The sequence below is a fragment of the Paenibacillus typhae genome (assembly GCF_900099765.1).
GTDB lineage: Bacteria > Bacillota > Bacilli > Paenibacillales > Paenibacillaceae > Paenibacillus_AQ > Paenibacillus_AQ typhae.
Window position 1 is genome coordinate 80057 of the sequence record NZ_FNDX01000005.1, and the last position, 26843, is coordinate 106899.

Consider the following 26843-nt stretch of genomic DNA (forward strand, 5'->3'; position numbering starts at 1 on the left):
ACAGGAGCGACCGGAGAGACAGGGGCAACCGGTGCGACTGGTGTGACGGGTGCGACCGGAGAGACAGGAGCAACCGGGTTGACAGGTGCGACTGGAGTAACCGGCGCGACCGGAGAGACAGGGGCAACCGGGTTGACAGGAGCGACTGGTGTAACGGGTGCGACTGGAGAGACAGGAGCAACCGGGTTGACAGGAGCGACTGGTGTAACGGGCGCGACCGGAGAGACAGGGGCAACCGGGTTGACAGGAGCGACTGGTGTAACGGGTGCGACTGGAGAGACAGGAGCAACCGGGTTGACAGGAACGACTGGTGTAACGGGCGCGACCGGAGAGACAGGGGCAACCGGGTTAACAGGTGCGACTGGTGTAACCGGCGCGACCGGAGAGACAGGGGCAACCGGGTTAACAGGCGCGACTGGTGTAACTGGAGCAACTGGTGCAACCGGTGCAACCGGAGAGACAGGAGCAACAGGCGTTACCGGGGTAACCGGAGCCACGGGAGCAGGTGTGGCCACGGAAGGATTCTCGGCATTTTTGCCTACAATCTCTGCAGCCGCAAGTACTCAGCTTACAGGCTGGACTGTAACGACACCTTATTATGACAGTGCCACCTTCGATGAGGTGACGGGTAACTATACCGTTCCTGTAACCGGCCGGTACTCTTTTGAGGCAACCATCAACTATGCAACGACTGCGGCTATCACAATATCTTTAGGCGCAGGCACGAATCCGGCATTTGTTATCCGGAGAACCTCTCCGACCACAACCGACCTTGTAAGCGGACTGTTCCCGCTGCTTAATGTCAACGTAGCCCTTGTTTTAACACTTAGAACCATTCTGGGCAATGGCACGGTTACACTGACGGGTGACTTTTTGCTGAACGCCGGCGATGTAATCGGACTGTTCTATGAGGCGGACGGCCTGACGGTTCCGCTTGATCTGGGCGGCGACTCCTTGGGTATTGTCTGGTCTGTTGTCCGGCTGACTTAATGTCCAGCATGTCCGACAACAGCCGAATAGCAAAAAGAGCTGGTTCCCGGGAGCAATCCCGGGGCCGGCTCTTTTACACTTTTAGCGTGATAGGGTTAGTTTGAAAGCTCTACAAAATCCCCGCGGAACCGCTCATAGTCGGCAGCCCGGCATTCCAGCGCCAGCTTTGTTCCCTGCTCCCCGTAGCTGATCTCCTGGACATGGGCATGTTCATTGAAATAAGAGACGATGCTGCCGCGGTCATACGGAATCAGAATTTCGCACTGAATGTAATCATTGAATACCTGTGAGCGAATCAGTCCCGTAAGCTCGGCAATCCCTCTGCTCTGTTTAGCGGACAAAGTGACCGAGTCGCCTTCAACAGCCGGATATGCACGCCCGGTCAGATCTGCCTTGTTGTAGGCATACACGGTAGGGATGCCGTCAGCCCCCAGCGCCTTCAGCGTTTCGGTGGTGACAGCCATATGCTGCTCATGCTGCGGATCTGAGGCGTCTACGACATGAATCAGCAGGTCAGCTTCGGTCACCTCCTCCAGGGTAGAGCGGAACGCTTTGACCAGATGATGGGGCAGCTGGCTGACAAAGCCTACCGTATCGGTTAGCAGGAAGGTTTTGTGGTCAGGCAGCCTGATGCTGCGCACCGAAGTTTCGAGAGTGGCAAACAGCATATTTTTGGCAAATACCTGTTTATTGGAGCCGGGATGATAAGTCTCAACCATAGCATTCAGCAGGCTGGACTTGCCCGCATTGGTATAGCCGACGAGACAGACCACCGGCACCTCATTTTTATGGCGCTGTTTCCGCTGGATCTGACGCCGTTCAACCTGAGCCTGCAGCTCCGTCTGCAGTGCGGTAATCCGTTCCTCAATTCTTCTGCGGTCGAGCTCCAGCTTCGTTTCACCGGCACCTCTGTTCTTCAGGCCCGATCCGCCGCCCTGGCGGCCTAATGATTCGCGCATGCCCGTCAGCCGGGGGAGCATATACTGCAGCCGGGCAACTTCAACCTGCAGCTGTGCCTCTTTCGTTTTGGCCCGGTCGGCAAAGATATTGAGGATCAGAATGGTCCGGTCAATAACCTGGCGGTCAAGCGATGACTCCAGATTCCGGATTTGGGAAGGCGTCAGCTCATCGTTAAAAATAATAACGGTGTCCTCATCCTGCACCATCGCGGCCAGCTCCTGGATTTTACCGGTACCCAGATAGTGGGAAGGGTTAATACGGCTGGACTTTTGGCTCAATTCGCCAATGACGGTAATATTGCAGGCAGCGGCCAGATTGCGCAGCTCCTCCATGGAATAAGCAAAGTTTGTATCATTCTGCAGCTGTATCCCGACAATAATCGCTTGCTGTTGAGTGGTTTCCATATGGTGAACAACCTCCTGAGATTTTAAAAATAGAGTAAAGACAGGCGAAGGACAGGTAGGCTGCGGTCTAACCGACATGAAAAAGCACAGGCGTTATCTGCCTGTGCTTGTAATTGAGGTAACAGAATAGACCAGAGGTAACATGCCGCGTACGCACGTTACCTGCCAGCAGGTACGCTCTACAGCTGGAATGATCAGGAGAACCCGGTGCCTGTAAACAGTAAATAAAACAGTATTTCCGTTATGACGGACCGGGTGGATCAAAAGCTATAGAGATGCAATTTCTAAAGGCGCAGGCTGCTTCCGGCCGTAACAACGGTCAGCCTGCATACATTATGGGTTGCCTTTAAAAATGGATAGACCTATCCTGAGACCTCTGCACATGGGCAGAACTTTAGCGCTATTCATATCTGATTAGCCGCGCAAAGTACGAATCCGGATAAAATCTATCACATTCATTTGCAACCCTCCGTTCCTAAAAGTTGAATTAAGCTTAGCATATCCGTCATTTTTTGGCAAACAGACTTATGGATATAGGACTAATCCAGAAACTTCTAGACTTGTATGCATAGTATATAGAATCTGAGGTTACCTGGAGAGGAGGAAAGCGGAATGCCTGTATTAACTTCGAATACGCTGACAAGCAATCCCATATCCGGTCTGGGTCCGATAAGCCAGGCCGTTATCAAAATAGTCAACAACGGTACATCCAGAGCCGTAGTTTATTTGACAGGCCTGAACAATGATGTGAGCCCGGGCACGCTGTTCGTTCAGGAGTTGTTTGAACTGGATTATGAGGAAGTTATCAGCAGAACCTATAATATTGTGCAGGATTTTTTTCAGTTTAATCTGGTGTATTCCCAGGAGAATGTACATGTTCAGATTTTTCTGATCGACAGCGCGGGCACCTATTATCCGGTTGAGCTGACGCGGACTGCGGTAAGCCGGATCACCTCCGAGTTTCGTGACAATATCTCACTGACGGCCACTGATTTTGCTGCAATCAGTTTCCGCAGGAGCGGGATCATTGCAATACCTGAGGCGGTTGCAGCTGAGCTAAGAGCGGAAAGCCTGGAGATCCTCGCCTCTACACCGATCCGTTACCAGCTGGTGGCAGGCGGTACGGTCAACGGCAGCTTTGTCAATTTCCCGACCCCGACCACCGCAATTCCTGCAGCAGGAACTGCACTGCAGGTCAATTATACCTGTACGGCAGTAACGGGCGGGAGGGTGATTACACAGGGGCTCGGGTCGGGCATTTCCGGTGCTTATCAGAATGTTTCGGTGAATCTGCTGGGCCAGCTGCTGCTCTACGATCTGCAGGAAGAGCCTATAACGCTTGTCATCAGCTCGCTTGCCGGTGAGGACAATGTGGCTGCTACGTTTAGAATGTCAGAGCAGTGGTGAGGAGTTGTATAGTACATGTACACTTCAAGAAGGATGATTCAGTAAGCCGGAGATGTCTGCGGCATTGTAGGTGTCGTTGTCTACTTTCCATGTGCCTCTGGTTTTTATAAGCTGGATAGTGCCTTCCAGGGTCAGTTTATCTGATGCGGTGTTTCCGAAGCGGAGAGTGCCGGTATAGGTAAGCTCGACAGATGCTTCCGAAATATTTATTTGTGTAAAGCTTATGAAGGTGATCCGGAGATTGTGCTGTTTAAGAAAAGAGAGTCTGGGGGCCGGAGAATATCCCTTGCTGTTTCCCGGCGCATCGAAAAATGCTGCTGTAGTCAGGCTGCGGATCTTGTCTCTTTTTGCCTGCTCCTGTACTGTGATTTCTTCCGGCGCAGCCGGAAGATCAGCTTCTAGTTCAGCCCTTTTGTAGGAATTGGCTAGGCTCACTGCCTCGGTCACATTGTTGCTAAGAGCAGCAGGTTCCTGATTTAAACAGGCGGAGATTATTATTAAACATACAATTACGAGTGCATTAAGGATAAATGTATTCAGCCGCATTTTAGCTCCTCATTTCCCGGGAAACTATTTAATTCCAATTCCAATATTATACACTGCGGAAATGAAAAAGACGGCCCGTCCTGGACCGTCTTTTTTGAAATATTCGGGCTTACGCTGTTACGTGCGCTGCTGATTCATTAGCAACCATCAGGCTTAACTGCACTATATACAACTAAAGCACCGATTTTCCTCTCTGATGTCTGCTTAACTGTATTTCATGCAATTAAAAAGCCGGAAAAGGGCTGTTTCAGTCATTCCAGACAGATTTAATTGCACAAACTACATTTATATGCCCCCCGGTGCTTGTTGTGGCTGTTTTTAAGTGTATAAAATGCAGCTATCCGGTTTAGTGTGGCGGTGACGGGGTAGGATGGCCTGTTAAAAAGACTTCTGTTATGCATCAAGAGCATCTGCAGCCGGGCACTTCTGCAAAACAATCAGCTCACCCATTCCCGCCGCAGCGTGAACAAATCCTTCAGCGCATCATTGTTCAGCTCGGTAATCCAGTTCTCGGAGCCGGAGATGACATCATCGCTGAGCTGCTGCTTGCTCTCCAGCATCTCGTCAATGCGCTCCTCTAGTGTGCCAAGTGAGATGAATTTATGCACCTGTACATCCTTGGTCTGGCCCATCCGGTAGGCGCGGTCTGTGGCCTGATTCTCTACGGCCGGATTCCACCAGCGGTCGAAGTGGAACACGTGATTGGCTGCCGTCAGATTGAGGCCTACCCCGCCCGCCTTGAGTGAAAGAATGAATACATTCGGCTGATCCGCAGCAGGGGGAGCTCCGTCCGGCAGAGCCGGAGTCTGAAACTGCTCAATCATGCGGTCGCGGGCCTGCTTGGAGGTACTGCCGTTTAAGTACAGCACCGGCTCCTTCAGCTCCTGCTGAAGCACGGACTGGAGCATCTGGCCCATGCCGACATATTGGGTAAAGATCAGGCAGCGCTCATTCTCTTCACGCAGCTCCCGCACCATCGCGAGCAGCCGTTCCAGCTTGGAGGAGCGCTCGATCAGGGTGGCGGCATCCAGTCCATCCCCTGACTCCGGAAGGGCTTCCTTCGTCAGCAGCACCGGATGATCGCAGAGCTGCTTGAGGCTGGTCAGTGCAGCAAGAATGGCACCCTTGCGCTCGATCCCTTCCAGCTTGTTCATTTTCTCCAGCAGTCCGGTCACGTTCTGGTCATAAAGCGCCGCCTGCTCTGCTGTGAGATTGACATAGGTCTTCATTTCGTTTTTGTCCGGCAGATCCAGCTGGATGCTCGGGTCCTTCTTTTTGCGGCGCAGCATGAACGGCTTCACCAGCTTCTGGAGATCGGCCGTCCGCTCGGGATTCCGCTCCTTCTCAATCGCATTCGCGAACCGGTCCTGAAAGGACTTGGCCGTGCCCAGGTATCCCGGTGTGATGAAGTCGTAGATCGACCACAGCTCGGACAGCCGGTTCTCAATCGGCGTGCCGGTAAGGGCAATCCGGTGCAGCGCCGGGAAGCTGCGCACGGCAGCGGACTGCTTGGTCCCGGCGTTTTTGATATTCTGCGCCTCATCGAGACAGACGGCAGCCCAGGTGAACTGCTGGAGCAGCTCCTGATCAAGTGCTGCCGTAGCATACGAGGTCAGGACCACGTCGGCCTGGGATGCCACGCCGTAGAAATATCCGGCGTTCAGCCGTCTGCCGCCGTAGTGCAGCATGACGTTCAGTGAAGGAGCGAAGCGCTGCAGCTCCTTCTGCCAGTTGCCGAGCACGGAGGTCGGGCAGATGATCAGCGCCGGCCAGCCGGGCGGATCGGTCTGCGGCCCGCCCGCCTCCGGGCCGGCCTCCTTCATGTGCAGCAGATAGGAGATCAGCTGCACGGTTTTGCCGAGGCCCATGTCGTCGGCCAGGACAGCGCCGAGGCCGAAGCGGCGGAGGAAGGCCAGCCAGGCGAAGCCTTCGTGCTGGTAGCTGCGCAGCTCCGCCTGCAGCCCGGCCGGCACAGCCGGCCTCGGCCACTCGGCCCGCTGGCCGAGCTGTCCAATCAGCTGAACCAGCTGCTCGTTCAGCTCCACCTCCAGCTGCACGCGCGCTGCCTGCTGTCCGGCCTGCTCCGCCGCGGCCTCCGCATCGTCGCCCTCATCGCCGCTGCCCAGCAGGTGCAGCTGCAGCACATCCTGGAAGGACAAGCCGTGCGACTTGTCCATCCCGGCCATGGCCCGCTGAATCTGGGCCAGCAGGGCGGGGTCAAGCGGGATCCACTTGCCCCGGAACTGCACGAGCCGTTCGCCGCGGGCGACCAGCTCGGCGAACTCCGCCTCCGAGAGGTCGGCGTCGCCGATCGAGATGCGCCAGTCGAAGTCGACCAGCGCATCCAGCCCGAACAGCGACCTGCCGCCGCCGCGGCTGTCTTCGCCGGAGCTGACCCGGGCGCGCAGCCGCGGCTTCCGGCGGCTGGCGGCCTCCCACCACGCCGGCAGCAGCACCTGCCAGCCGGCTTCCAGCAGCAGCCGGCTGTCCTGGTTCAGGAACCGCCACGCGAGCTCATCGCTGAGCGGTTCCCCCAGCACATCGTCCCCGTGGCCGATGTGCCCGCCGGGCAGGCTCTCGCGCAGCCGCGAGAGCCATCCGGGCGCCCGCTCGCGGACGTGGGCGTCCCACGGAGCGGGCCACAGGCCGTGCGGCTCACCGTCCGTGGTGAGCCGCAGCGGCACAAGCGCGGTTTCATCGCGCTTGTCCTGAAGCAGCAGCCGGAGCCGCCAGTAAGGCGACTCCTCATCCGGCTCGAGCAGCTGCAGCGCCGGCCGGAACGGCGCGGTGTCGGCCTTCCAGCCGATCGACATCAGCCAGCTCTCCTCGTCCAGGCCAAGGGCGGCTGCGCCGCCTGCACTGAACAGCAGCGGGAATTCGCTGCGCAGGTCGCCGGCTTCGGTCTCCGTGCCGTAATAGCGCTGGAAGACCGCTGCCGAGAAGGCGGCGCCAAGACCTGCCGCAAGAGCCGGCCGTCCGGCCAGCCCCTGCAGCGCTGCAGCGAGCTCGCCGTTGTCCTCGGCCAGCAGCTGCAGCGCCTGCTGGTCCCAGCTCCACTGCAGCTGGCCCTCGCGGTGTGCGGCGAAGTCGGGTACATACCGCTTCTCCGCCAGCAGCCCGGATACGGCCGGAGCCAGCTCGGTCAGCAGGGCGGCATCGCCCTGCCAGCTCCAGCCGACATGCGTGAGCAGCTGCAGTTCAGCGAAGAACGGAACCACCTGCTCGGCAGGCAGGACAACCAGATCCACGCCGTCTGCATTTTGGAGGGTCAGCTCTGTGCCATAGAAGGAGGCCTCATGCCAGGCGAACAGCATCTGCTTCAGCTGGACGCCTGGAACATATTCATTCCTGCCGTCAACGGCGTAAATCAGCGCATCGCCGTACCGGGTCAAGGCAAGCTGGACTGTAATATTCTGTATATGCTTGCTCATGGGATCAGTTTTCCTTTCCGCAGCTCTTCCTGCAAGGCGCGTAGCCGGCTGTTCCGGGAGGTGAAGGCCTCCAGAAATGCCTCCCAGCGTTCGTCGCGCTTCAGTTTTTTATATAGCTTGGCCAGTCGCTTGATCAGCTTGACAGCGGATTTATAGCTGTGCCGGTTCTTCTCCAGGACGAACCGCTCCACAGCCTGGTGATAGAAGGGCAGCAGCAGCTCCGGCGCGTTCTTCTCCAGCGGCTGGAGATCGCTGACGCGGAAGTCGGCCGGCGTCTTGCCGGAGGCGAGCTGGTAATCCATCCATTCCTGGTACCTGCCGTGCTGCAGCAGCAGCTCCTCGTAGATTTCCCGCGAGAGGGGCAGCATGGCGGCCAGGGTATCCCACATGAGCGGCTCCGTCTCCGGTACATGCCGCACTGCATCCATCCAGTGCCGGGCGTAATCGCCCAGGTTATATAACCGGCTTGTCAGCAGCGGGCCGGTCTCGGCGAGCCAGGCCGCAAGGCGTGACCACTGCCCGTCTGCACTCAACGGGGCGAGGAAGCTGAGCAGCTCGTCAGGGTGAATGCCGGGCCGTCCGGAGGCCTTGCGGAGCAGCTCCCATGCCGCCCGGTCATCGCCCAGCAGGAAATACATCCGGCTCTCTGCCAGCAGCAGTGCCTGCTGGGATTGCGGGGCCGTAAGCTCTCCCTCCGTCTGGCGCAGTGCCTCCAGCTCATCCAGGTAAAGAACCGTACTGTCCGCATTAGGGGAGAGCCAGCGTCTCCACAAGAGGTCATAGCAGGCCGAAAAATAAGGCTGCTCCCGCGAACGGTCCCGCCCCTCCTCCAGCATCTTCCTGCGCAGATAAGATAAGGTCTCCAGCACCCTCGGCCATTCTCCGGGCTCTGCCTGAAGCGGCAGCGGCTGCTGCATCAGCCCGGTGATGTCCGTCTGCAGCTCGGAAACGGCAATGGCCGTGTAATAGCCGAGTGAATAGCCCAGGCCGGCGTTGGCCGCTCCGGGCAGGACAGGCTGCAGCAGCTTCTCCAGAATAAATAGATGGGAATGCAGCCTGAACAGCCTGCCGGCAGCGGGTGAGAGCGGCGGCTGGGCTTCATGAATGGCAGACATCGCCCGGCTTGCATACTGGGGATTGCGCACCGTATGATCCAGCGGTGCCGCAAGCAGCTGCATATACTCATGCCACTGGGCTATGGTCGCTTCGGGAATCAGCCCGCTGAGCTTCTTCAGCAGGGCGCTGCGGCTCCCTTTCTCTTCCGGATCGGCTGCCGCCTTGGGCCGGTTGGCTGTTGCTTTGGCATTCGCAAGGAGCGCAACCGACCGTCCCTGGGCATTTGCATAGTGCATCAGCACCGCGGCGATATGCTTGCACAGCCCGTCTGCGGCACAATCGCAATAGCTGCCGGAGAATTTGTCCAGATTGATATAAACGCTGAAGTCCTGTCCGTCCTCAACCAGCGCGCGCATCTTGCGGGGTTCGCTGATCGAGAAGGTCTGAACGCGCTTTTGCTTGAAATATTGAAACCCCCGCTTCAGGGTCAAATCATCGAAATAATGGGCTGCATCTGAAATAAGCTTCTCCCATTCGGCCTCATCCAGAACATAATTTGGCTGCATCACAATCGGTCTCCTGTAAGCAAAAATGTGTTGTTCAAAGATCTGTTCCCCCATTATACCATCTGTGCGAGAGTTGCCTGTTATCTTTCACGTGCCTTTTACGGAGCGCCAATATGTATATTTTTCAATAATTAAAGCGAATCTATGACAATTTAATTTAAATTTTAAAAAAAGACACCGGATATGACATGCCCCATATTGCAGCAGGACCATCCATGCTACTCTAAGGTTCTGAAACTTAAGAGAACTAGCGGAAGGATGAAGCTGTAACCATGCTGCGATTCAAACTGAAGTACCTGCTGAACAACAAACAGAACCGGCTGATTCTGTTTCTTACCATAAGTGTCTCACTTTGTATTACACTGATCGGCTTGTTCTCCTACCGGGAATACCGCCAGGCGCTTGATACGGAGCTGAACACGCCGAACGTCGAGCTGCTGCAGATTAATGTGGATGTGACGAACCGGGCGTTCCGGGAGGCTGACAACAAAGCGGTCGACCTCTCCTTTAATCCGGCTGTGCTGGCGTTCCTGTCTGCAGATGCGGATCATGCGGCGGAAGCGGCCGCGCAGCCGCAGAATGTGCTGAAGGCGCTGGTGTCGGAGCCGGACATTCATGCAATCAGCGTCATTAATTTTCAGGAGCACTCTGTAGTATCAAGCCGGTATGGCTACAAATCTGGCTGGGAGGAAGCGCCGGAGCACGACTGGAGCGGATGGCTGGAGGAAATTAAGGAGAAGCCGCTTCTGATAAAAAGAAGACTCTACACCGGTTCCGATACACAGCTGAGCAATACGGAGCTGCTCTCCCTGGCCCGTCCGGTTGTCCGGGGCGGGAATGTTACCGGGGCGGTGCTCATTGACCTCGATTACGATACGCTTTTCTCCAAAATGTACACCCATTTATCCAGCTACCAGTTTGTATACAATCTGGAGGGGGAGCTGATCTATCCCAAGATCAATCTGCCTGTACCGCTGGAGGAGATGAAGGATGTGCTGACGGAGATTGATGTAAGCCCGTTTGCCCATGTCAAAATAAACGGCCAGGCTTATATGGCCAACCAGGCCTTCTCCAATGTCACCGGCTGGCGCCTTGTTTCGCTGGTTCCGATGGAGCAGCTGCTGAAGAATGTAACGACTGCCCGCAATATGATGCTGATGCTGTCGCTGATCTCGATAGCCGTCGGCTGGTCTGCGATCTACTATTATAATTTTGCCGCCTTTCGGCCGCTCAAACGGATTAACAGGCTGCTTAGCCCGGAGCAAAAAGGGGCGGGACACGGCAATCTCTATGATCTGGAACCGGTCATCAGCAAGCTGGTCGGCGAGTTCCGGAGCAAATCGCTTGTAGCTGACTGGAGCCTCCCGGAGCTGCGCTCCAAATTCCTCGGCGATCTGATTACCCGGAATATGGGCAAGCAGGAGACAGCGACGAAATGGGAGCATTATTTTGCCGGCTGGAAGGAGGGGCCTTTTGAGCTGCTGGTCATTTCCATCGACCGCCATTCACAGTGGGTGGCTGCCTATACAGAGGAAGACCAGCAGCTGCTCAAGTATGCGATGAACAATATGGTATCTGAATTCTTCAGTTCATCCTGGCGGACGGTTACGGCATCACCGCGTAAGGATAGCCTGGTTCTGCTGCTTCAGTCCGCGGAAGGGGAGAATGTGCGGAGTCTGTACGAAGATACCCTGAAGCTGGTTGGCATTGTGTCCGATGTACTGGGAATATCCGTGTCTGCCGGAATCGGTTCGCAGGCAGCGCTGATTGGTCAGGCTGCCCGCTCCTATACGGAGGCAGAGGTCGCTTTATCCTACCGTCTGTACGACGGATACGGGCGTGTCCGCCTCTACTCCGCGCTGGAGAACAAGCTTGATGAGAGCAGCACAGCAGCTGATGACACCTGGCAGCAGGAGGTGCTGCAGGCCCTCAAAAGCTCAGACGCCGCTACCGGGCGCCAGCGGGTGCACAGATGGGCGGCAGATGTACGCAAGAGAGGTCTTCAGCCGCAAAAAATGATCCGCATGCTGGATGATCTGCTGGAGGAAATTATCCGCATTGCCGCCGTAGGAGGACATGTTTTGCCTCCGGAGCTGGCTGACTATACCATTCACCAGGTATCTACACTCGATTTGACGGATATTGAAGAGATGCTGTGCCGTATCATTGAGCAGATGGCGCATGCACTGGAAGTGCACCGGCAGTCCAAGGAGTATGTACTGGTCCAGCAGCTGATTGCTTATATGGAGGAGCATTTGCAGCATAATATTGGCCTGCAGGATATCGCAGCCCATGTCAATCTGGGGGTCTCCTCGGTCAGCAACCTCTTCAAGGAAGAGACCGGAACGACCCTGTATGACTATTTGACCAACCTCAGAATCGAAAAAGCCTGTGAACTGCTGCAGGGCAGCACCCTGAAGGTGGCTGAGATTGCACAGCTTGTCGGCTATCAGAATGAGAACAGCTTTATCCGGGTCTTCCGGAAGAGCAAATCCATTACACCGGGCAAGTTCCGGGAGAACAGCAAATCTTCCAATCAATATGCAGATCTGCCAAAACCGCATAGTTCCGGCGTTTCTGACGATTCAAAATAAGATAATACGATTGCTGCATACCCTCTGAATGCTTTAAAGTTCTGTTTGAGAAAACTTTCACATCCCCGCACGCTGCGGCTGATGTGTAAAATATTCAGGGGGTGGAGCACTGTATACAGACTAAGAAAGAGGGATAGCCGTTGAAACGGACAACAAAGATCGCGTTAGGAATAGCAGCAGTTATGATAGCTGCACTTCTCTTTATTGGAGCCCGCATAACCGGATACCGGGGCGACAACGGCGTCAGCGCCGATTTTCCCGATAAACCGATCACACTGATCGTACCTTATGCCGCCGGCGGAGGAACAGATACAACCGCACGGGCTTTGGCTAAAGCTGCGGAGAAGGTGCTCGGACAGCCGGTAATCGTACTCAACCGGACAGGCGGCGGAGGTTCCGTCGGACTGATGGAAGGTGCGAATGCTAAGGCTGACGGCTACACGGTCACTTTTTTGCCGGCGGAGCTGACAATTCTGCCGCATCTGGGACTGCTGCCCATTACTTATGAGAAGTTTAAACCGATCGCCCAGACGAATTTTGATCCTTCCGCCATTACCGTAAGAGCCGAAGCGCCATGGCAAACTGTGAATGAATTTCTCGACTTTGCGAAAGCGCATCCAGGCGAATTGAAAATGGGAAACGCAGGAACGGGGAGCATATGGCATTTAGCTGCCGTAACATTGGAACGGGAAACAGGTGTGAAGTTCGCCCATATCCCCTTTGAAGGTGCGGGGCCGGCTGTCTCTGCTTTGATGGACGGCTTTGTCGATGCGGTACCTGTAAGTCCGGCCGAGGTGAAGAAGGTTGTGGATGAAGGAAAGCTGCGGACACTGGCAATCAATGCCGACAAGCGCTCAGAAGCGCTGCCTGATGTGCCCACACTGGAGGAACAGACCGGAATACATGTGAACTTTACCGGTACATGGAGAGGGCTTGCAGTACCTAAGGATACGCCGGATGCCATTTCGGAGCTGCTGGCAGAGGCCTTTATTAAAGGGACGGAAGACCGTAACTTTCGCGAAGCTATGACAATGAACGGGCTTGGACTGCTGGTTAAGGACGGTAAGGCGTTCTCGCGGCAGCTCAAGGAAAGCGATGATTTATTCTCACGGATGATTCCGGAGCTTGGACTGAGCCGTAACTGAGATGAAGGTGCGGCCGGGCAACACCATAAGATGAAAGGTATGATTAATGACTATGAAAATTAAAAAGACGCTCGACCGGATCCCCGGCGGCATGATGCTGGTACCGCTGTTCCTGGGGGCGATTATCCACACAGCTTTCCCTAATGCGGGCGAATATTTCGGCGGTTTCACCAAGGGGCTTATGACCGGTACGGTGCCTATTCTTGCTGTATGGTTCTTCTGCATGGGCGCAGCGATTGACGTGCGGGCGACTGGAACGGTACTGCGCAAATCCGGAACACTGGTATTGACCAAAATAGCCGTAGCCTGGGTTGTGGCCATCATTGCCATCCAGTTCCTGCCTGAAGGCGGCGTGAAGAACGGCTTCTTCGCCGGCTTGTCAGTGCTTGCTATCATCTCGGCAATGGATATGACCAACGGCGGCTTGTATGCCTCCATTATGCAGCAGTACGGCACCAAAGAGGAATCCGGCGCGTTCGTGCTGATGTCCCTGGAATCCGGCCCGCTCGTAACCATGCTGATTCTCGGCAGTACCGGTGTAGCTGTGTTTGAACCGCATGTATTCGTAGGCGCTGTGCTTCCGTTCCTGGTCGGCTTCCTGCTGGGTAACCTTGACCACGACCTGCGCGCTTATTTCGGAAAAGCAACACAGACCCTCATTCCGTTCTTTGGCTTCGCACTCGGCAGCTCGATTGACCTTGGCGTCATTCTGGATACAGGTCTGCTGGGTATTCTGCTTGGTTTCGCTGTTATTGTGATTACCGGTATTCCGCTGATCTTTGCCGACAAGTACATCGGCGGGGGTAATGGTACTGCAGGACTGGCCGCATCCAGCACCGCCGGAGCAGCTGTCGCGAATCCTATGCTGGTGGCCAACCTCAAGCCGGAATTCCTGCCTGCGGCTGAAACCGCAACAGCGCTGGTAGCCGCATCCGTTATTGTGACCTCCATTCTGGTTCCAATCATTACGGCTTACTATTCCGATTATATGAAAAAGAAGAAACCGCCGGTGTCAGAGGGGCCTTCTGATGTTGGAGCACCAAAAGCTGCTGTTTAAATAATTCTCATAACAACGTTAGTAATATAGTTTATAAAATAGATCTATTTGCTGAACAACCCTCCGTACGCATCATGGCGTGATGCGGAGGGTTCTTTTTGCGTACGGTTACGACCCTGTTAAATACTGTACAGCCGTTTCAGCCTGCGCTGTCGTAATCTTGCTCTCCTGTTCCGGAAACCTGCATAAGCCGGGGCCAATCGTTTATACTGGCGGTATGAGGTGATGTGATTATGGAGCAGGCATTGTTTGAGCGTATTTATGCTTCAGTAGTGAACCGAGAGCCGACCTATGACGGCATTTATTATACGGCAGTGCGTACGACACGTATCGTCTGCCGCCCGTCCTGCCGGGCCAGGACGCCCAAGGCGGAGAATGTGGAGTTTTATACGTCTTTGGAAAAAGCGGTCCGGGCGGGCTTCCGCCCGTGCAAGCGGTGCCGGCCCGAGGAGGGCGGCACACTCCGCCCGGATGCGGTGCTGGCCGCCCGGGCGGATGCCGTTATGGAGGCCCGGCTGGCTGAGAAGCTGACGCTGGCGAAGCTGGCTGAGGAACTTGCAGTCAGCCCGTTCCATCTGCAGCGGACGTATAAGCGCGTGGCCGGCTGCTCGCCGGCCGCGCGGCTGGACCAGCTGCGGTCGGACAAAGCGTGCGGGCTCCTGGCCCGCACAGATATGCCGGTTGCTGAGATCGGCAGGGCGGCGGGCTTTAAGGGCGCCTCGCATTTTGCCGCCTGGTTCACGCGCAAGAACGGTCTGTCACCAACAGAGTACCGCAATCAGATTAAGGGAGGGAAGGCTCATGAGCAGAATCACGAATAAACCGGAAATGGCCGGGAACCGGAGGAAGGCTGCGGCCCAGCCGGTCACAATCTATCATCATACCGTTAATCTTGGGGGCAGGGCATGGACGCTTTGGGCGAGCGCCAAGGGGTTGATCCGGGTTTCCTATGAGCAGGATCAGGGTCAGCTTCCGGCAGGCTGGCTTAACCTGCATGCCCCTTCCGCACAGCTTGAAGAGAATGCAGGCGTTTTTGCGGAGATGGGTGTTACGGGTCTGCTTGAACGCTATTTCGCGGGTGAAGCTGTCAGCTTCGGCAGTCTGCCGCTTGATCTGTGGGGAACCGCCTTTCAGCAGGAGGTCTGGAAAGGGCTGATGCAGATCCCGCACGGGCAGCTTGCTACCTATAAGGAGCTGGCTGTGCAGATCGGCCGCCCGCTCGCAGTCCGCGCGGTCGGAGCAGCCAATGGGCAGAACCCCGTTCCGGTTATTGTCCCGTGTCACCGGGTCATAGGTGCGAACGGTACCCTGACCGGCTACCGGGGCGGGCTGAAGCTGAAGCAGGAGCTGCTGGCATTGGAGGGAATTACGCATGTGGGGGCGCAGGGACATGAACGATTTGCTTTTTGAGCTGCCGCTGCCGGATTATTTTGATTTGAATGCATGCCTGGCTTATATGAACCGTTCCCCGCTGGAGTGCCTGTTCCGCCCGGACAATGAAGGGGTTAACCGGCTGTTTATGCCGGAAGGGAAGCCGCTTTTGGTGCGTCTGACAACGGCGGCGGAACAGCCTCCGCGTCTGCAGGTTACACTGCTGAGCGGGGCTGTTCCTGGAGCGGAGGCCACGGCTGGCCTGGTCCGCTATATTGTGGAGTGGTTTGATCTGGACCGCGATCTGGCCCCGTTCTACGGGATTGCCGGCCGTGACCCGCTGCTGCAGCCGCTGGCTGTGAGCGAAAGGGGGCTGCGGATTATCGGCATCCCCGATCTGTTCGAGGCCCTGTGCTGGGCCATTCTCGGCCAGCAGGTCAATCTGGCCTTTGCCTACAGGCTCAAGCACCGGCTTACTGCCGAATACGGGACTTCATTAGAATATGAAGGACACACGTATTATCATTTCCCCGCACCGGAGGTGTTCCTGGAGGTCACCCAGGAGGAGCTGTGCAGCCTGCAGCTGACCCGGAATAAAGCGCGGACGGTGCTGGAGGTTGCTGCCCTTATCGCCGGGGGCGGCCTGAGCCGGGAGGAGCTGCTGGCCCTGCCCTCGCCGGAGGAAGCGGAGGCGCGCCTGCTGAAGCTCCGGGGAATCGGCCCGTGGACCTCGCAGTATGTGCGGATGCGCTGCCTGCGCGATACAACCGCTTATCCCACAGGCGATGTCGGCCTGCAAAATGCGGTCAAATTCCTGACCGGCATGGACCGCAAGCCTACGCCTGCGGAGCTGCTGGAGCTGGCGGTGCCCTGGAAGGGCTGGGAAGCCTATGCCACCTTTTATTTGTGGCGGGCGCTTTATTAATTCAAGCTCCTGCTAATCAGGTCAGGCGCTTATTTCAGCAGCGGCTCCGCCAGCCGGACCATCTCTTCCTTGCTGAAGAACTGTCCGCTCATCTCGTCGAGCTGGTACTGATAGGTTGCGCCATCCGGTGCCTCAGCAGTCCAGGTCAGGCTGTTGCCGCCTTTGTAGCGGGTGTAGATCAAATCAATGCCTCCGGCGGTCAGTTTCTCGGCTGTGAACTCGACCTGCTCATCCACATAAGCTGTGGCCGGCCCATCTGTTTTGCTTATGCTTACTATGACTTCATCATTTCCCAGCCGGTAAGCTGCCTTCACATTAAGCAGATTGTCTGATAACCCGACAGGCTGCAGGGCATACCCCTTGCCCGACTCTTCTGCCTGCTTGCGCAGCTTGTCTGTTATAGCTGCCGATTCTTCAGGAGCGGGCTTGAGCGGCTCATATCTGACGGAAGCGCTGTGGAAGGCGTAGCCGTCAGGAAGCTGACTGGCAAGTCCGATCTCCTGTCCGGCCAGCTTGGCCTGCAGTTCAGACCAGTCATGATAGACCACCGGCTTGGACCGCGTGTCTGTTACCCCCTCCGGGTTGTGCGCAGTGACGTAAAAAATGGCTGCCGTACCCTCCTGAAGCAGCTGCTCCCCAAGCTCCCGGGTGTAATCAAGCCGCTGAACCGCTTCCTCCTCCTGCTGCACAGGGAATTCTGCTGCCGGTTTCACCTGGTAGGTAAGCTCCCCGTCTTTATTCTTCAGGCTCTGATAATGCACTGCAGCAAATCCGGAGGACGCCGTCAGCAGCAGTCCCGCCATAACCAGTACGCCTACTTTATATTTCATAAAGAACCTCTCCTTTGTCTGCTTAGTGGCATATAACCGTTCCATCACCCTGCCGGACACATCCATTTCTGCTGGTGCGGCCTTAAGAAGGATGTCTTTCAATTCCTTGTCGTTGTAAACCGGCATAGCGGTCCTCTCCCTTCGCATTTGAATAGTATTTGCGGAACTTCTCCGCTGCGCGTTCGTACTTCTTCCGCAGCCGGGCACTGTTCTGCTGCAGAATCAGGCTGATATCCTGATAGCTCATCTCCTCCACCGAGCGCAGGATCAGCAGGTTCCGTTCCTCTGCCGACAGCTTGGCCATAGCCCGCTGAACCTTTTCGTCCAGATACTTGGCTTCAATCTGCTGGTCTACCGGCCTGTGCTGCGTCTCATCCTGATAAAACAGCCTGAGTGCCTTCCCCAGCTTCCTTTTGCGGAGCACATCGATGCACTGGTTGTAGGCGATTTTGTACAGCCAGGCTCCAAATGGCACTTCGGGATTATACTTGTCCAGGGAGCGGTAGGCTTTGAAAAAAACCTCCTGTGCGCTGTCCTCGGCCTCCGGATAAGAGCCGAGCATGTGATAGCAGTAGAGGATAATCGGTTTCTGATAAGCAAGCACGATGCCTTCGTATTTTCCGGTATCCCCGGCCAGAACCTCATCGATCGTCCGCTGCAGTTCAGTGTTTTCCAAGGCTGTTCACCTCCTTTCAATCTGTACAACGGAGCAGGCAGCGGGAATGTGACATTTTTTCTGAAAAGCATATCTGAATTTGCGAAAAAAAGCCCGTACAGCTATAAAGCAGCTGACGGGCTTTACTAGGGTGATTACTGTTGCCGCTTCGTGAAAATCTGGAAGGTAACGCCGAACTTGTCGGTCACCATACCGTAAGCGGGGCTGAAATACGCCGGTCCCAGTTCGATGTCAACCTGTCCGCCTTCTTTCAGGACGTTATACAGCTGCTCGGATGTTTGCGTCTCACTGGTGGAGATGCAGAGATTCAGCCCGTTGCCGGTCTGCCGCGTCTGTCCCGGTTCCAGGTCCGCTACGAACATTGTGGTTTCACCGATGCGGAGCACGGAATGGGCAATCCGCGCCTTGTCTTCGTCAGACAGAGGCGTATCGTGATCAAGCGGGCCTTCCCCCACAGTCTGCATAAAAAGCAGCTTTGCACCCAGACTCTCCTGATAAAAGTTAATCGCCTCCCGTGCTGTTCCTTCAAGCATAATAAACGGATTTACTTCTATAGACATTATAAATCGCTCCTCCGGCGGTAGATTTGCCCGTCCATCCGGGCTATGCTCTTATTGTAGGCTGTGATAGTGACAACTATTGTCACAAATAAAAAAATAGGAATGGAGATTATGCATGTCCAAATCCAAAAGGCTGCTGGACCTGATGATGACGGTCAACCGCAAACGGAAATTCAACGTCAGGGAGCTGGCCGATGAATTCGGCGTGTCCACCCGGACCATTCTCAGGGATCTGCAGGAGCTTGGCGAGCTGGGTGTTCCGCTGTATTCCGAGGTAGGGCCCCATGGGGGCTACCAGGTGCTGAATGAACGGATTCTTCCGCCGATTGCTTTTACGGAGGAGGAGGCGGTGGCGATTTTTTTTGCCAGCCATGCCCTGCGCCATTATGAGTATCTGCCCTTTAAAGAAGCGTCTGTCACCGCATTGCGCAAATTTTATCACTATATGCCCGGCGATGTGCGGGACCGGATAGATGAAATGAAGCACCGGATTGACTTCGTAACCCCGGCGCGTCAGGCGGAATTCCCTTACCTGTCTGTCCTGCTGGAAGCGGCCATTGATCAAAAGGTGCTGCTTATCGGCTATGAGTCAAGGGGAGAGCGCAGACTGCGTCCGGTTCAGCCGGTCGGCATTTATGCGAGCAACGGTCTGTGGTACTGTCCGGCCTATTGCTTTTTGCGCGGAGGCATCCGCGTGTTCCGCTGTGACCGGATTGATGCCGTAGAGGAAGAGGCTTCAGGCTATGAGCCGCTTGATCTGCGCCGGGTTCACTTGGGGAACAGGCATGAGTATACGGCAGAAGGGCAGCTGCGAGGACAGTCTGATGGGGCGAAAGCACAAATAAGCCGGAACAAAGTCCGGCTATACGCCGAGCTGACAGCTGAAGGAGTGCAGGCCTGCGAGGCGGAGCTGTGGTCCGCTTCGCTGCTGCATATCCGTGCCGATGGCACCGGCTGGCTGGAGGGAGAGGCGCCCGCGCAGGATATGCGCTTCTTCGCCCGGTTTTTTACCGGGCTGGGCAATGAGGCGATGGTCCATGAGCCGCCTGAGCTGGTGGAAGAGCTGAAGACGATGCTGGAAGAGATGCTGCGAAAATACAGCTGAGCGGCCGCACCGGACCGCAAGCCAAGATGATGGGACGCAGCAAGTTGGGCGGTCTGTTCAGCCCAGCCATACCTCGGCCAGCCGGCGGATGCCTTCGCCGATCCGCTCTTCCGGGATAGCCCCGAAGCCCAGAATAAACTCAGGGGCGTCGTTCCTGTGCGCCTCTGCTCCGGATTGCCCCCACCACGTATACGACATCGGGGTCACGCGGATTCCGGCGGCCGCAGCTGTATCTGCCAGCAGGCGTGCGTCATTTTCGCGGTTCAGCCGGAGCAGAAGGTGAAAGCCTGCTCCCTGCCCGCGTAATGCCGCCTGCTCCCCGAAGTATAGCTGGATGGCCTGCAGCAGAGCATCATGCTTCTTCTGGTAAAGCAGCCGCATCCGCCGCAGATGTCTGGCGAAATGCCCGCGCTCCATGAAATAATGCAGCGCGATCTGGTTCAGCCGCGAAGCGGAGTGCTCCAGGTACAGCTCTCTAGCCAGGTTACGGTAAGCCGGGAGCAGCTCCTCCGGCAGCACCATGTAGTGTACACAGAAGGCCGGGGCAACCGATTGGGCGAAGCTGCCCATGTAGATCACCCGGCTGTTCTCCATAAGCCCCTGCAGCGAGGGAACCGGCCTGCCGTGATAACGGAATTCGCCGTCGTAATCATCTTCTATGATATAGCCGCCTGTGGCCCCTGCCCAGTCCAGCAGGGCATGGCGCTTGGCTATGGACATAATCATCCCGCACGGAAACTGGTGGGATGGTGAAATGTATGCAGCGCCGGCGCCGCTGGCACGCAGCAGTTCTATATCAAGCCCGTCTTCCTGCAGGGGAACCGGAATGATCTCATAGCTGTTTCTGGAAAAAGCGGCCGGCAGCAGATGGTAGCCCGGATCTTCGATGCCGAGCCGCCGGTTACTGCCGGGCAGGATATGGCACAGCAGCGTGCAGAGCAGATGCTGGTCACCGCCGATCACGACCTGCTCCGGTGTGCAGCGCAGCCCGCGGAACTGCCGCAGATGAGCAGCAATGCTGCCGCGCAGAGCCGGCTCGCCCTGCGGGTCGCCATACTGCAGCAGGTCGGGATTGGCCAGCTGCTCCTGAAAGAGGCTGCGCCAGATTTTGCGGGGAAACAGCGAAAAATCATTTTTGGAGATATGAAAATCATACAGGTAATGCTGCGGGTCACGGGGCGTAATCGGCGGAGCAGGCAGGGATTTCCGGCTTGCTTCGACATCTTCAGCGGCGGCTCTGCCGCTGAGCATATGCATCGGCTGTACAGCATACCCGCTGCGCGGCCGGCTGGCGATAAAACCTTCAGAAACCAGCTGCTGGTAGGCCAGCTCGACCGGAGTGGCGCTGATATTCAGCTGTCCGGCCAGGGCGCGGATGGAGGGCAGGCGTGTGCCTGCAGGCAGTGCGCCGCCGAGAATCTCTTTTTTGAAATAGTCATACAGCTGGATATAATACGGAAGTTTGCGGTCTTCGCTAAGCATGGGGTTTATCAGCATAGGGTTCTCATCTGTCCTTTAAAATTAGCTTGTTTTGTATATTTTACAGAATACAGATCTGTAATACCATAGAGCTATTAATGAAGACAGGGGATGACATAATGGGCAAGCATTCAGGTTTGTTGACAGGAGAACGGGTGTATCTGCGCCCGCTGAACGGGGAGGATGCCGAGGTATATTACCATATGTTTTTCGGCGAGGAGACACGCAGGCTTACGGGAACGCAGAAGCACATCAACAAAGAGCAGATCAGTGCCTATATCGACCGCAAGGCGGGAGATGACAGCGGGGTGCTGCTGCTGATTGCCCTTAAAGAGAACGATGAGGTCATCGGCGATATCGCCATACAGGATATGGACCGGGGCAACCGGACCGCCAATCTGCGGCTGGCTATCGGTGAAGAGCGGCATCAGAACCGGGGATACGGGCGGGAGGCGCTGCTGCTGATGCTGGAGTACGGCTTTGGCATTTTGAATCTGCACCGGATTGAGCTGGAGGTCTATACCTTCAACAGCCGTGCCGAGCATGTCTACGAGAGTGTCGGCTTTGTACGGGAGGGCGTGCGGCGGCAGACGCTTTTTTATAATCATGAGTACCATGATGTAGTAATGATGAGCATGCTGGAGCAGGAGTACCGCGAGCGATATGTACAACAAAGGTCAAAATAGGTCAAATAAGTTGAATGGTAAAAATAAGCTTTGAAGAACAAGCCGAAATGCCGGAATTTCCCGGTTTTTCGGTTTTTTCCGGTTTTGAGCCTGCGCCGGGAGCACGCTATAATAAAGCCATAAGAAAGATCAAATAAAGTCAAAGTCAAAACAACAAACAAAAGTCAAAGAGAGGAGAATGAAACATGTTTGATTTGGTCCCTTTTGGAAAACGCAGAGATGATGTATTCGGTGCACTCACAAAGTCTTTACATGATGTCTTTAATGATGAGTTTTTTGCCCCGATGACCGGCGGCAGCGCCCTGTCTTTCCGGACAGACATCCGCGAGAGCGGGCAGGCCTATCTGATTGAGGCTGAACTGCCGGGCTTCAGCAAGGACGATATCGACATTGATTATTCGAGTCCTTATCTGACGATCAAGGCGGTGCGCAAGGAAGAGAGCAGCCGGGAAAATGAAGACCAGCAGGTTGTGCGCCGGGAACGCCGTTATGGTGAATATGTTCGCCGCTTCTATGTGCAGGATATTAACGGGGATGAGATCCGGGCTTCACTGAAGGACGGGCTGCTGAGACTTGAAGTGCCCAAGCGGCAAAAACCAGCCGGCAAGCGGATCGAAATTCAGGATGACGGAAACGCCGGGCAACAGCTTCAATAAGCTGTCCAAGTCTGCGCGGAGTGCTGAAGAAGTACGGGGTGCGGGACTGCGACTTTATGCCGGATGTCCCCTCTGAGCTCCGCAGCATCAGCGGCTTCACCAGGCTTTTAATATAGCAGTTCATACAAAGGCGCATTGTAGTGGGGATACCGGCTATAGTGCGTCTTTTCTGAATAAACTGAAAGAGATGACATGACATGCAGAGTCTTGGAAAGGAGAGGATCGCCTTGGCGGCCAAAAATTACTACGATGCGCTGGGCGTAAGCAGGCAGGCGGGCAAGCAGGAGATTAAAAAGGCTTACCAGAGGCTTGCGAAGCAGTGGCATCCCGATGTGAACAAGGCTCCGGAGGCTGAGGCCAGATTCAAGGAAGCCGCGGAAGCCTACGAGGTACTGGGCAATGAAGAGAAGCGGGCGGCTTATGATGAGGAGCTGCGCTATGGGGCTGCCGGGGGCTGGCGTGCCGGCGGTCCGTCATCGGGCCGGCAGTCCGGCTGGGAGTCTGCGTTCGGGGCAGGCCGGGGCGGTGCTTATTCCGCTTCGGGCAGCGGAATAGACGAAGACGATCTGTTCGGGATGTTTTTTGGCAGCCGGGGTGCGGCGGACCGGGCGGGGTTTGACTTTTTCGGCGGTTTTGGCGGCGGGCAGGGAATAGCCCAGGCCCAGCTGGAGATTACGCTTGAGCAGGCCTATAAGGGCGGCAATGTGACTGTGCAGGTCGGGGGCCGGGAGGTGACGGTCAGCATTCCGCCCCGCTCAGCCGAGGGAACTGTCATCCGTGTTCCCGGCGGGTCCGGCCAGAGCGACGATTTGCTGATCGTCCTGCAGCTTGCGCCGCACCCTATCTACGACACTCAGGAAGAGGATCTGCACGGCACGGTTGAAATTGCGCCATGGCAGGCGGTGCTTGGCGGAGAAGCCAAAGCGCCGCTGCCTGACGGCAGCAGCATCAGGCTGAAGATCCCGGCCGGAACGGCAGGCGGCCACACGCTGCGCATTCCGGGCAAGGGACTGAAGCGCCAGAACGGAACGAACGGCGATATCCTGTTCCGCATGGAGATTGTCATTCCGGCCGAAACCGGAGAGGCGGAGAAGGCGCTCTACCGGAAGCTGGCAGATGCAAGCGGCTATCAGGCCGGAGTAAAGCGCGGCAGCAGCGGGAAACGGCGGCACAATGCGGCTAGGGGCTGACCGGCCGGGTAATGATTATAGAAGGAATAAGGATCGAACAGTATAAGGAATCGTTTCTCCCATGAAAGGTGATGAAGGCATATGGATTTCAACAAGTTAACCCAGAAGCTGCAGGAAGCGGTCGCTGCAGCACAATCACTGGCGGCAGCCGCCGGGCATCAGGAGATCGACAATCTCCATCTGCTGAAGGCGCTGCTCCAGCAGCAGGAGGGCCTGCTGCCAAGGCTGCTGCAGAAGCTGAATGTTCCGGCAGCCGAGCTGCTGCGCGGTACCGAGGAGCTGCTGCAGCGGAAGCCGAGCGTGAGAGGCTCGGGCGCAGGTACCATGAGGCGCTATGCATCAGCCTCCTTAATTGAAGTGCTGGAGCAGGCGGAGAAGGAAGCGGCCGCGATGCACGACGAGTTCGTGGCCGTAGAGCATGCCGTGCTGGCGATGGTGTCGGATACGGGCAGCGGCAACCGGGAGCTGCGCGGCTTGTTTACGAGCCGCGGCATTACGCGCGACAGGCTGCTGGCTGTACTGGCGGAGATCCGCGGCCACCAGCGGGTGACCAGCCGGGAGCCGGAGGCCACCTACGAGGTGCTGGAGAAGTACGGCCGTGATCTGGTTGCCGAGGTACGGGCCGGCAAAATCGACCCCGTCATCGGACGTGACGGTGAAATCCGCCGGGTGATCCGCATCCTCTCCCGCAAGACCAAGAACAACCCGGTGCTGATCGGGGAGCCGGGGGTCGGGAAGACGGCGATCGTCGAAGGTCTGGCCCACCGGATTGTCCGCCGGGATGTGCCTGAGGGACTAAAAGACAAGACGATTTTTTCGCTGGATATGAGCGCTCTGGTCGCCGGTGCGAAGTACCGGGGCGAGTTTGAGGAGCGGCTGCAGGCCGTGCTCAAGGAAATCCGTGAGAGCAACGGGCGGATTATCCTGTTTATCGACGAGCTGCATACCATCGTCGGCGCAGGCAAAACGGAAGGCGCGATGGATGCCGGCAATATGCTGAAGCCGATGCTGGCCCGCGGGGAGCTGCACTGTATCGGGGCAACCACGCTGGATGAGTACCGCAAGTATATCGAGAAGGACCCGGCGCTGGAGCGCCGCTTCCAGCAGGTGCTGGTCAGTGAGCCGGACGTTGAGGACACCATCTCCATTCTGCGCGGGCTGAAAGAGCGGTTCGAGGTGCATCACGGGGTCAAAATCCATGACAGCGCCCTGGTCGCTGCGGGCGTGCTGTCGAACCGTTATATCACCGACCGCTTTCTGCCGGATAAGGCGATTGATCTGGTGGACGAAGCGTGCGCGATGATCCGCACCGAGATTGACTCGATGCCGGGCGAGATGGATGAGGTTACCCGCCGTCTGATGCAGATGGAGATTGAAGAAGCGGCGCTCAAGAAGGAGACAGACGACGCCAGCGCCCGCCGGCTGGAGAATCTGCAGCGGGAGTTGGCCGATCTGAGGGAGAAGCATCTCACCATGACCGCCCGCTGGGAGAAGGAGAAGTCTGCCATCCAGGGCATCCGTGACCTGAAGAAGAAGCTGGAGCAGGCCCGCAAGGATCTGGTCGACGCCCAAGAGATCTACGACCTGAACAAGTCGGCTGAGCTCAGCTACGGTATCATCCCGGAGCTGGAGAAGCAGGTTAAGGCTGCGGAGGAAGCGGCGCAGCAGGATCAGGAGAGCCGGCTGCTGCGCGAAGCCGTGACGGAGGAGGAGATCGCCGATATCGTGTCCCGCTGGACCGGCGTTCCGGTCAGCAGGCTCGTAGAAGGCGAACGGGATAAGCTGCTGCGGCTGGAGGAGACGCTGCATGAGCGGGTTGTCGGCCAGGAGGAGGCCGTCTCGCTGGTGGCCGATGCCGTGCTGCGTGCCCGGGCCGGGATCAAGGACCCGAACCGTCCGATCGGTTCGTTCCTGTTCCTCGGGCCGACCGGGGTCGGCAAGACCGAGCTGGCGAAGGCGCTGGCGGTCTCGCTGTTCGACCGGGAGGACGGCATGATCCGCATCGACATGTCGGAGTACATGGAGAAGCACAGCGTCTCCCGTCTCGTGGGCGCGCCTCCGGGCTACATCGGCTATGAGGAAGGGGGCCAGCTCACCGAGGCGGTCCGCCGCCAGCCGTATACGGTTGTCCTGCTGGATGAGGTCGAGAAGGCTCACCCGGATGTGTTCAACATCCTGCTGCAGCTGCTCGATGACGGTCGGCTGACCGATTCGCAGGGACGGATTGTCGATTTCAAGAACACGATCGTCATCATGACCTCGAACATTGGCTCACCGCACTTGATTCAGGGTACGGATGACAACGGTGATCTTACCCAGGCGGTCAAGGACCGTGTAATGAAGGAACTGAGCGGCCATTTCCGTCCGGAATTCCTCAACCGGGTGGACGACATCGTCATGTTTAAACCGCTGACGATGGCGGAAATCGGCCAGATTGTCGTCAAGCTGGCTGACGGCCTGCGTCTTCGCCTTGCTGAGCGCGGCATCGGGCTTACGCTTAGCGATGCCGCTGTGCGCTTCATCGCCAAGGAGGGCTTCGACCCGGTATACGGGGCCAGACCGCTCAAACGGTTCATCCAGCGCAGCCTGGAGACACCGGTCGCGCGGGCGCTGATCGCCGGGCAGGCGGAGGAAGGCTCGGTGCTTTCCGTCGATGAAGCGGCCGGCAAACTGAGCGTTGCTATCCGGCAGCCGGAGCCTGCCGGTGCTGTGGGCAAGGCGTGAGCGGGCTTATGGCCAGCTGGTGATTGTAGCGGGTTTACGGCTGCCCGCTGCTGATCCAGCGGATATTTGCGGCTCCCCGCCTGGTGATCGTAGCCTGCGCCTGCCCGGCTGGAGAGCAGCCGCAGGCTACAGGCCGGGAGCTGGAGACGGCGGGTTGTTCTGACTTCTATGGCAAGGAGATTCCTGCTTTCTATTGTAGTGAATAGTTGAACTCGCTGGGGAAGCGCCGGAGGGGACGTACATTCCAGTAGTCTCCATGAGGAATAGCTGCATTTCATAGACAATTTCATAATTCAAATATCACCATATTTACACGCACAATCTTATAGCGAAAATCATTTATTGTTCGGAAATAACTGTTGTTGTGACATTAATGCTCATCAAACACGAAAAAAGGTACGATTATTTCATGGTAAAAAATGTTTATGAAATTGTCTCTTTCATACAACTAAATGGGCTGGAAAATATGCTTTTCAAGATATAAC

The 26843-nt window shown here is 56.6% G+C and carries 21 protein-coding genes and 1 pseudogene; 14 read left to right on the plus strand and 8 right to left on the minus strand.

What is annotated here, in order from left to right:
• A pseudogene (locus BLR64_RS06220) lies at positions 1-990 on the plus strand (collagen-like protein); the annotation flags it as partial.
• 95 nt (positions 991-1085) lie between these two features.
• On the opposite strand, the gene hflX reads toward BLR64_RS06220, so the two are convergent.
• Positions 1086-2354, minus strand: coding sequence for a GTPase HflX (gene hflX / locus BLR64_RS06225; RefSeq protein WP_090713268.1), 1269 nt, complete (start codon positions 2352-2354; stop codon positions 1086-1088).
• A gap of 612 nt (positions 2355-2966) precedes the next feature.
• Between hflX and BLR64_RS06230 the strand changes: the two genes are divergently transcribed.
• Positions 2967-3761 carry a hypothetical protein gene (locus tag BLR64_RS06230; protein ID WP_090713270.1) on the plus strand — a complete coding sequence of 265 codons (795 nt, stop codon included), beginning with the start codon at positions 2967-2969 and terminating at the stop codon, positions 3759-3761.
• A 24-nt stretch (positions 3762-3785) separates the two neighbouring features.
• On the opposite strand, the gene BLR64_RS06235 is transcribed toward BLR64_RS06230, so the two are convergent.
• The 3 genes from BLR64_RS06235 to BLR64_RS06245 form a co-directional block, all read right to left on the minus strand.
• Positions 3786-4196 carry a hypothetical protein gene (locus BLR64_RS06235; protein ID WP_139171915.1) on the minus strand — a complete coding sequence of 137 codons (411 nt, stop codon included), beginning with the start codon at positions 4194-4196 and terminating at the stop codon, positions 3786-3788.
• 548 nt (positions 4197-4744) lie between these two features.
• Positions 4745-7738 carry a DEAD/DEAH box helicase gene (locus BLR64_RS06240; protein ID WP_090713275.1) on the minus strand — a complete coding sequence of 998 codons (2994 nt, stop codon included), beginning with the start codon at positions 7736-7738 and terminating at the stop codon, positions 4745-4747.
• Positions 7735-9360 carry an SWIM zinc finger family protein gene (locus BLR64_RS06245; RefSeq protein WP_090713277.1) on the minus strand — a complete coding sequence of 542 codons (1626 nt, stop codon included), beginning with the start codon at positions 9358-9360 and terminating at the stop codon, positions 7735-7737. Before BLR64_RS06245 ends, BLR64_RS06240 begins: the two co-directional genes overlap by 4 nt.
• Before the next feature lie 272 nt (positions 9361-9632).
• Here BLR64_RS06245 and BLR64_RS06250 point away from each other — a divergent pair, with 272 nt between their 5' ends.
• From BLR64_RS06250 to BLR64_RS06275, 6 genes are all read left to right on the plus strand, one after another.
• The gene (locus tag BLR64_RS06250; RefSeq protein WP_090713279.1) at positions 9633-11954 is read left to right on the plus strand and encodes a helix-turn-helix domain-containing protein; all 2322 of its coding nucleotides are present in this window, start codon (positions 9633-9635) and stop codon (positions 11952-11954) included.
• 182 nt (positions 11955-12136) lie between these two features.
• Positions 12137-13099, plus strand: a complete 963-nt coding sequence (locus BLR64_RS06255) for a tripartite tricarboxylate transporter substrate binding protein (protein WP_090713441.1) — start codon at positions 12137-12139, stop codon at positions 13097-13099.
• A 52-nt stretch (positions 13100-13151) separates the two neighbouring features.
• Positions 13152-14156 (plus strand): 2-keto-3-deoxygluconate transporter, encoded by a 1005-nt coding sequence (kdgT, locus tag BLR64_RS06260; protein ID WP_090713442.1) that lies wholly within the window; start codon positions 13152-13154, stop codon positions 14154-14156.
• A 233-nt stretch (positions 14157-14389) separates the two neighbouring features.
• The gene (locus BLR64_RS06265; protein WP_090713281.1) at positions 14390-14977 is read left to right on the plus strand and encodes a bifunctional transcriptional activator/DNA repair enzyme AdaA; all 588 of its coding nucleotides are present in this window, start codon (positions 14390-14392) and stop codon (positions 14975-14977) included.
• Entirely contained in the window at positions 14958-15566 is a 609-nt protein-coding gene (locus BLR64_RS30980) for a methylated-DNA--[protein]-cysteine S-methyltransferase (RefSeq protein ID WP_279615455.1), read from the plus strand. Before BLR64_RS06265 ends, BLR64_RS30980 begins: the two co-directional genes overlap by 20 nt.
• Entirely contained in the window at positions 15547-16452 is a 906-nt protein-coding gene (locus BLR64_RS06275) for a DNA-3-methyladenine glycosylase family protein (protein ID WP_090713283.1), read from the plus strand. The genes BLR64_RS30980 and BLR64_RS06275 overlap by 20 nt, the downstream gene beginning before the upstream one ends.
• A 29-nt stretch (positions 16453-16481) precedes the next feature.
• Here BLR64_RS06275 and BLR64_RS06280 read toward each other — a convergent pair whose 3' ends face one another.
• The 3 genes from BLR64_RS06280 to BLR64_RS06290 form a co-directional block, all read right to left on the minus strand.
• Complete coding sequence (locus BLR64_RS06280; RefSeq protein ID WP_139171919.1) at positions 16482-17282, minus strand: hypothetical protein; 801 nt, start codon at positions 17280-17282, stop codon at positions 16482-16484.
• Between the two features lie 82 nt (positions 17283-17364).
• Positions 17365-17958, minus strand: a complete 594-nt coding sequence (locus BLR64_RS06285) for an RNA polymerase sigma factor (RefSeq protein WP_090713287.1) — start codon at positions 17956-17958, stop codon at positions 17365-17367.
• A gap of 134 nt (positions 17959-18092) precedes the next feature.
• On the minus strand, positions 18093-18518 hold the full coding sequence (locus BLR64_RS06290; protein ID WP_090713289.1) for a VOC family protein: 426 nt from the start codon (positions 18516-18518) through the stop codon (positions 18093-18095).
• Positions 18519-18633: 115 nt separating this feature from the next.
• Between BLR64_RS06290 and BLR64_RS06295 the strand changes: the two genes are divergently transcribed.
• Entirely contained in the window at positions 18634-19623 is a 990-nt protein-coding gene (locus tag BLR64_RS06295; RefSeq protein WP_090713291.1) for a helix-turn-helix transcriptional regulator, read from the plus strand.
• Positions 19624-19680: 57 nt separating this feature from the next.
• Here BLR64_RS06295 and pdxR read toward each other — a convergent pair whose 3' ends face one another.
• A complete protein-coding gene (gene pdxR, locus BLR64_RS06300) occupies positions 19681-21120 on the minus strand; it encodes a MocR-like pyridoxine biosynthesis transcription factor PdxR (protein ID WP_090713293.1) in 1440 nt (479 codons plus the stop codon).
• Between the two features lie 101 nt (positions 21121-21221).
• On the opposite strand from pdxR, the gene BLR64_RS06305 reads away from it, so the two are divergent.
• The 5 genes from BLR64_RS06305 (at position 21222) to BLR64_RS29965 (ending at position 26521) form a co-directional block, all read left to right on the plus strand.
• Entirely contained in the window at positions 21222-21788 is a 567-nt protein-coding gene (locus BLR64_RS06305) for a GNAT family N-acetyltransferase (RefSeq protein ID WP_090713295.1), read from the plus strand.
• A gap of 185 nt (positions 21789-21973) precedes the next feature.
• Positions 21974-22444, plus strand: coding sequence for an Hsp20/alpha crystallin family protein (locus BLR64_RS06310; protein WP_090713296.1), 471 nt, complete (start codon positions 21974-21976; stop codon positions 22442-22444).
• Between the two features lie 227 nt (positions 22445-22671).
• Complete coding sequence (locus BLR64_RS06315; RefSeq protein ID WP_167360612.1) at positions 22672-23634, plus strand: DnaJ C-terminal domain-containing protein; 963 nt, start codon at positions 22672-22674, stop codon at positions 23632-23634.
• 81 nt (positions 23635-23715) lie between these two features.
• Positions 23716-26358: an ATP-dependent chaperone ClpB gene (gene clpB / locus BLR64_RS06320; protein WP_090713300.1), complete on the plus strand. Its 2643-nt coding sequence runs from the start codon at positions 23716-23718 to the stop codon at positions 26356-26358.
• A complete protein-coding gene (locus tag BLR64_RS29965) occupies positions 26339-26521 on the plus strand; it encodes a hypothetical protein (protein WP_139171921.1) in 183 nt (60 codons plus the stop codon). Before clpB ends, BLR64_RS29965 begins: the two co-directional genes overlap by 20 nt.
• The last annotated feature ends 322 nt before the right edge of the window (positions 26522-26843 follow it).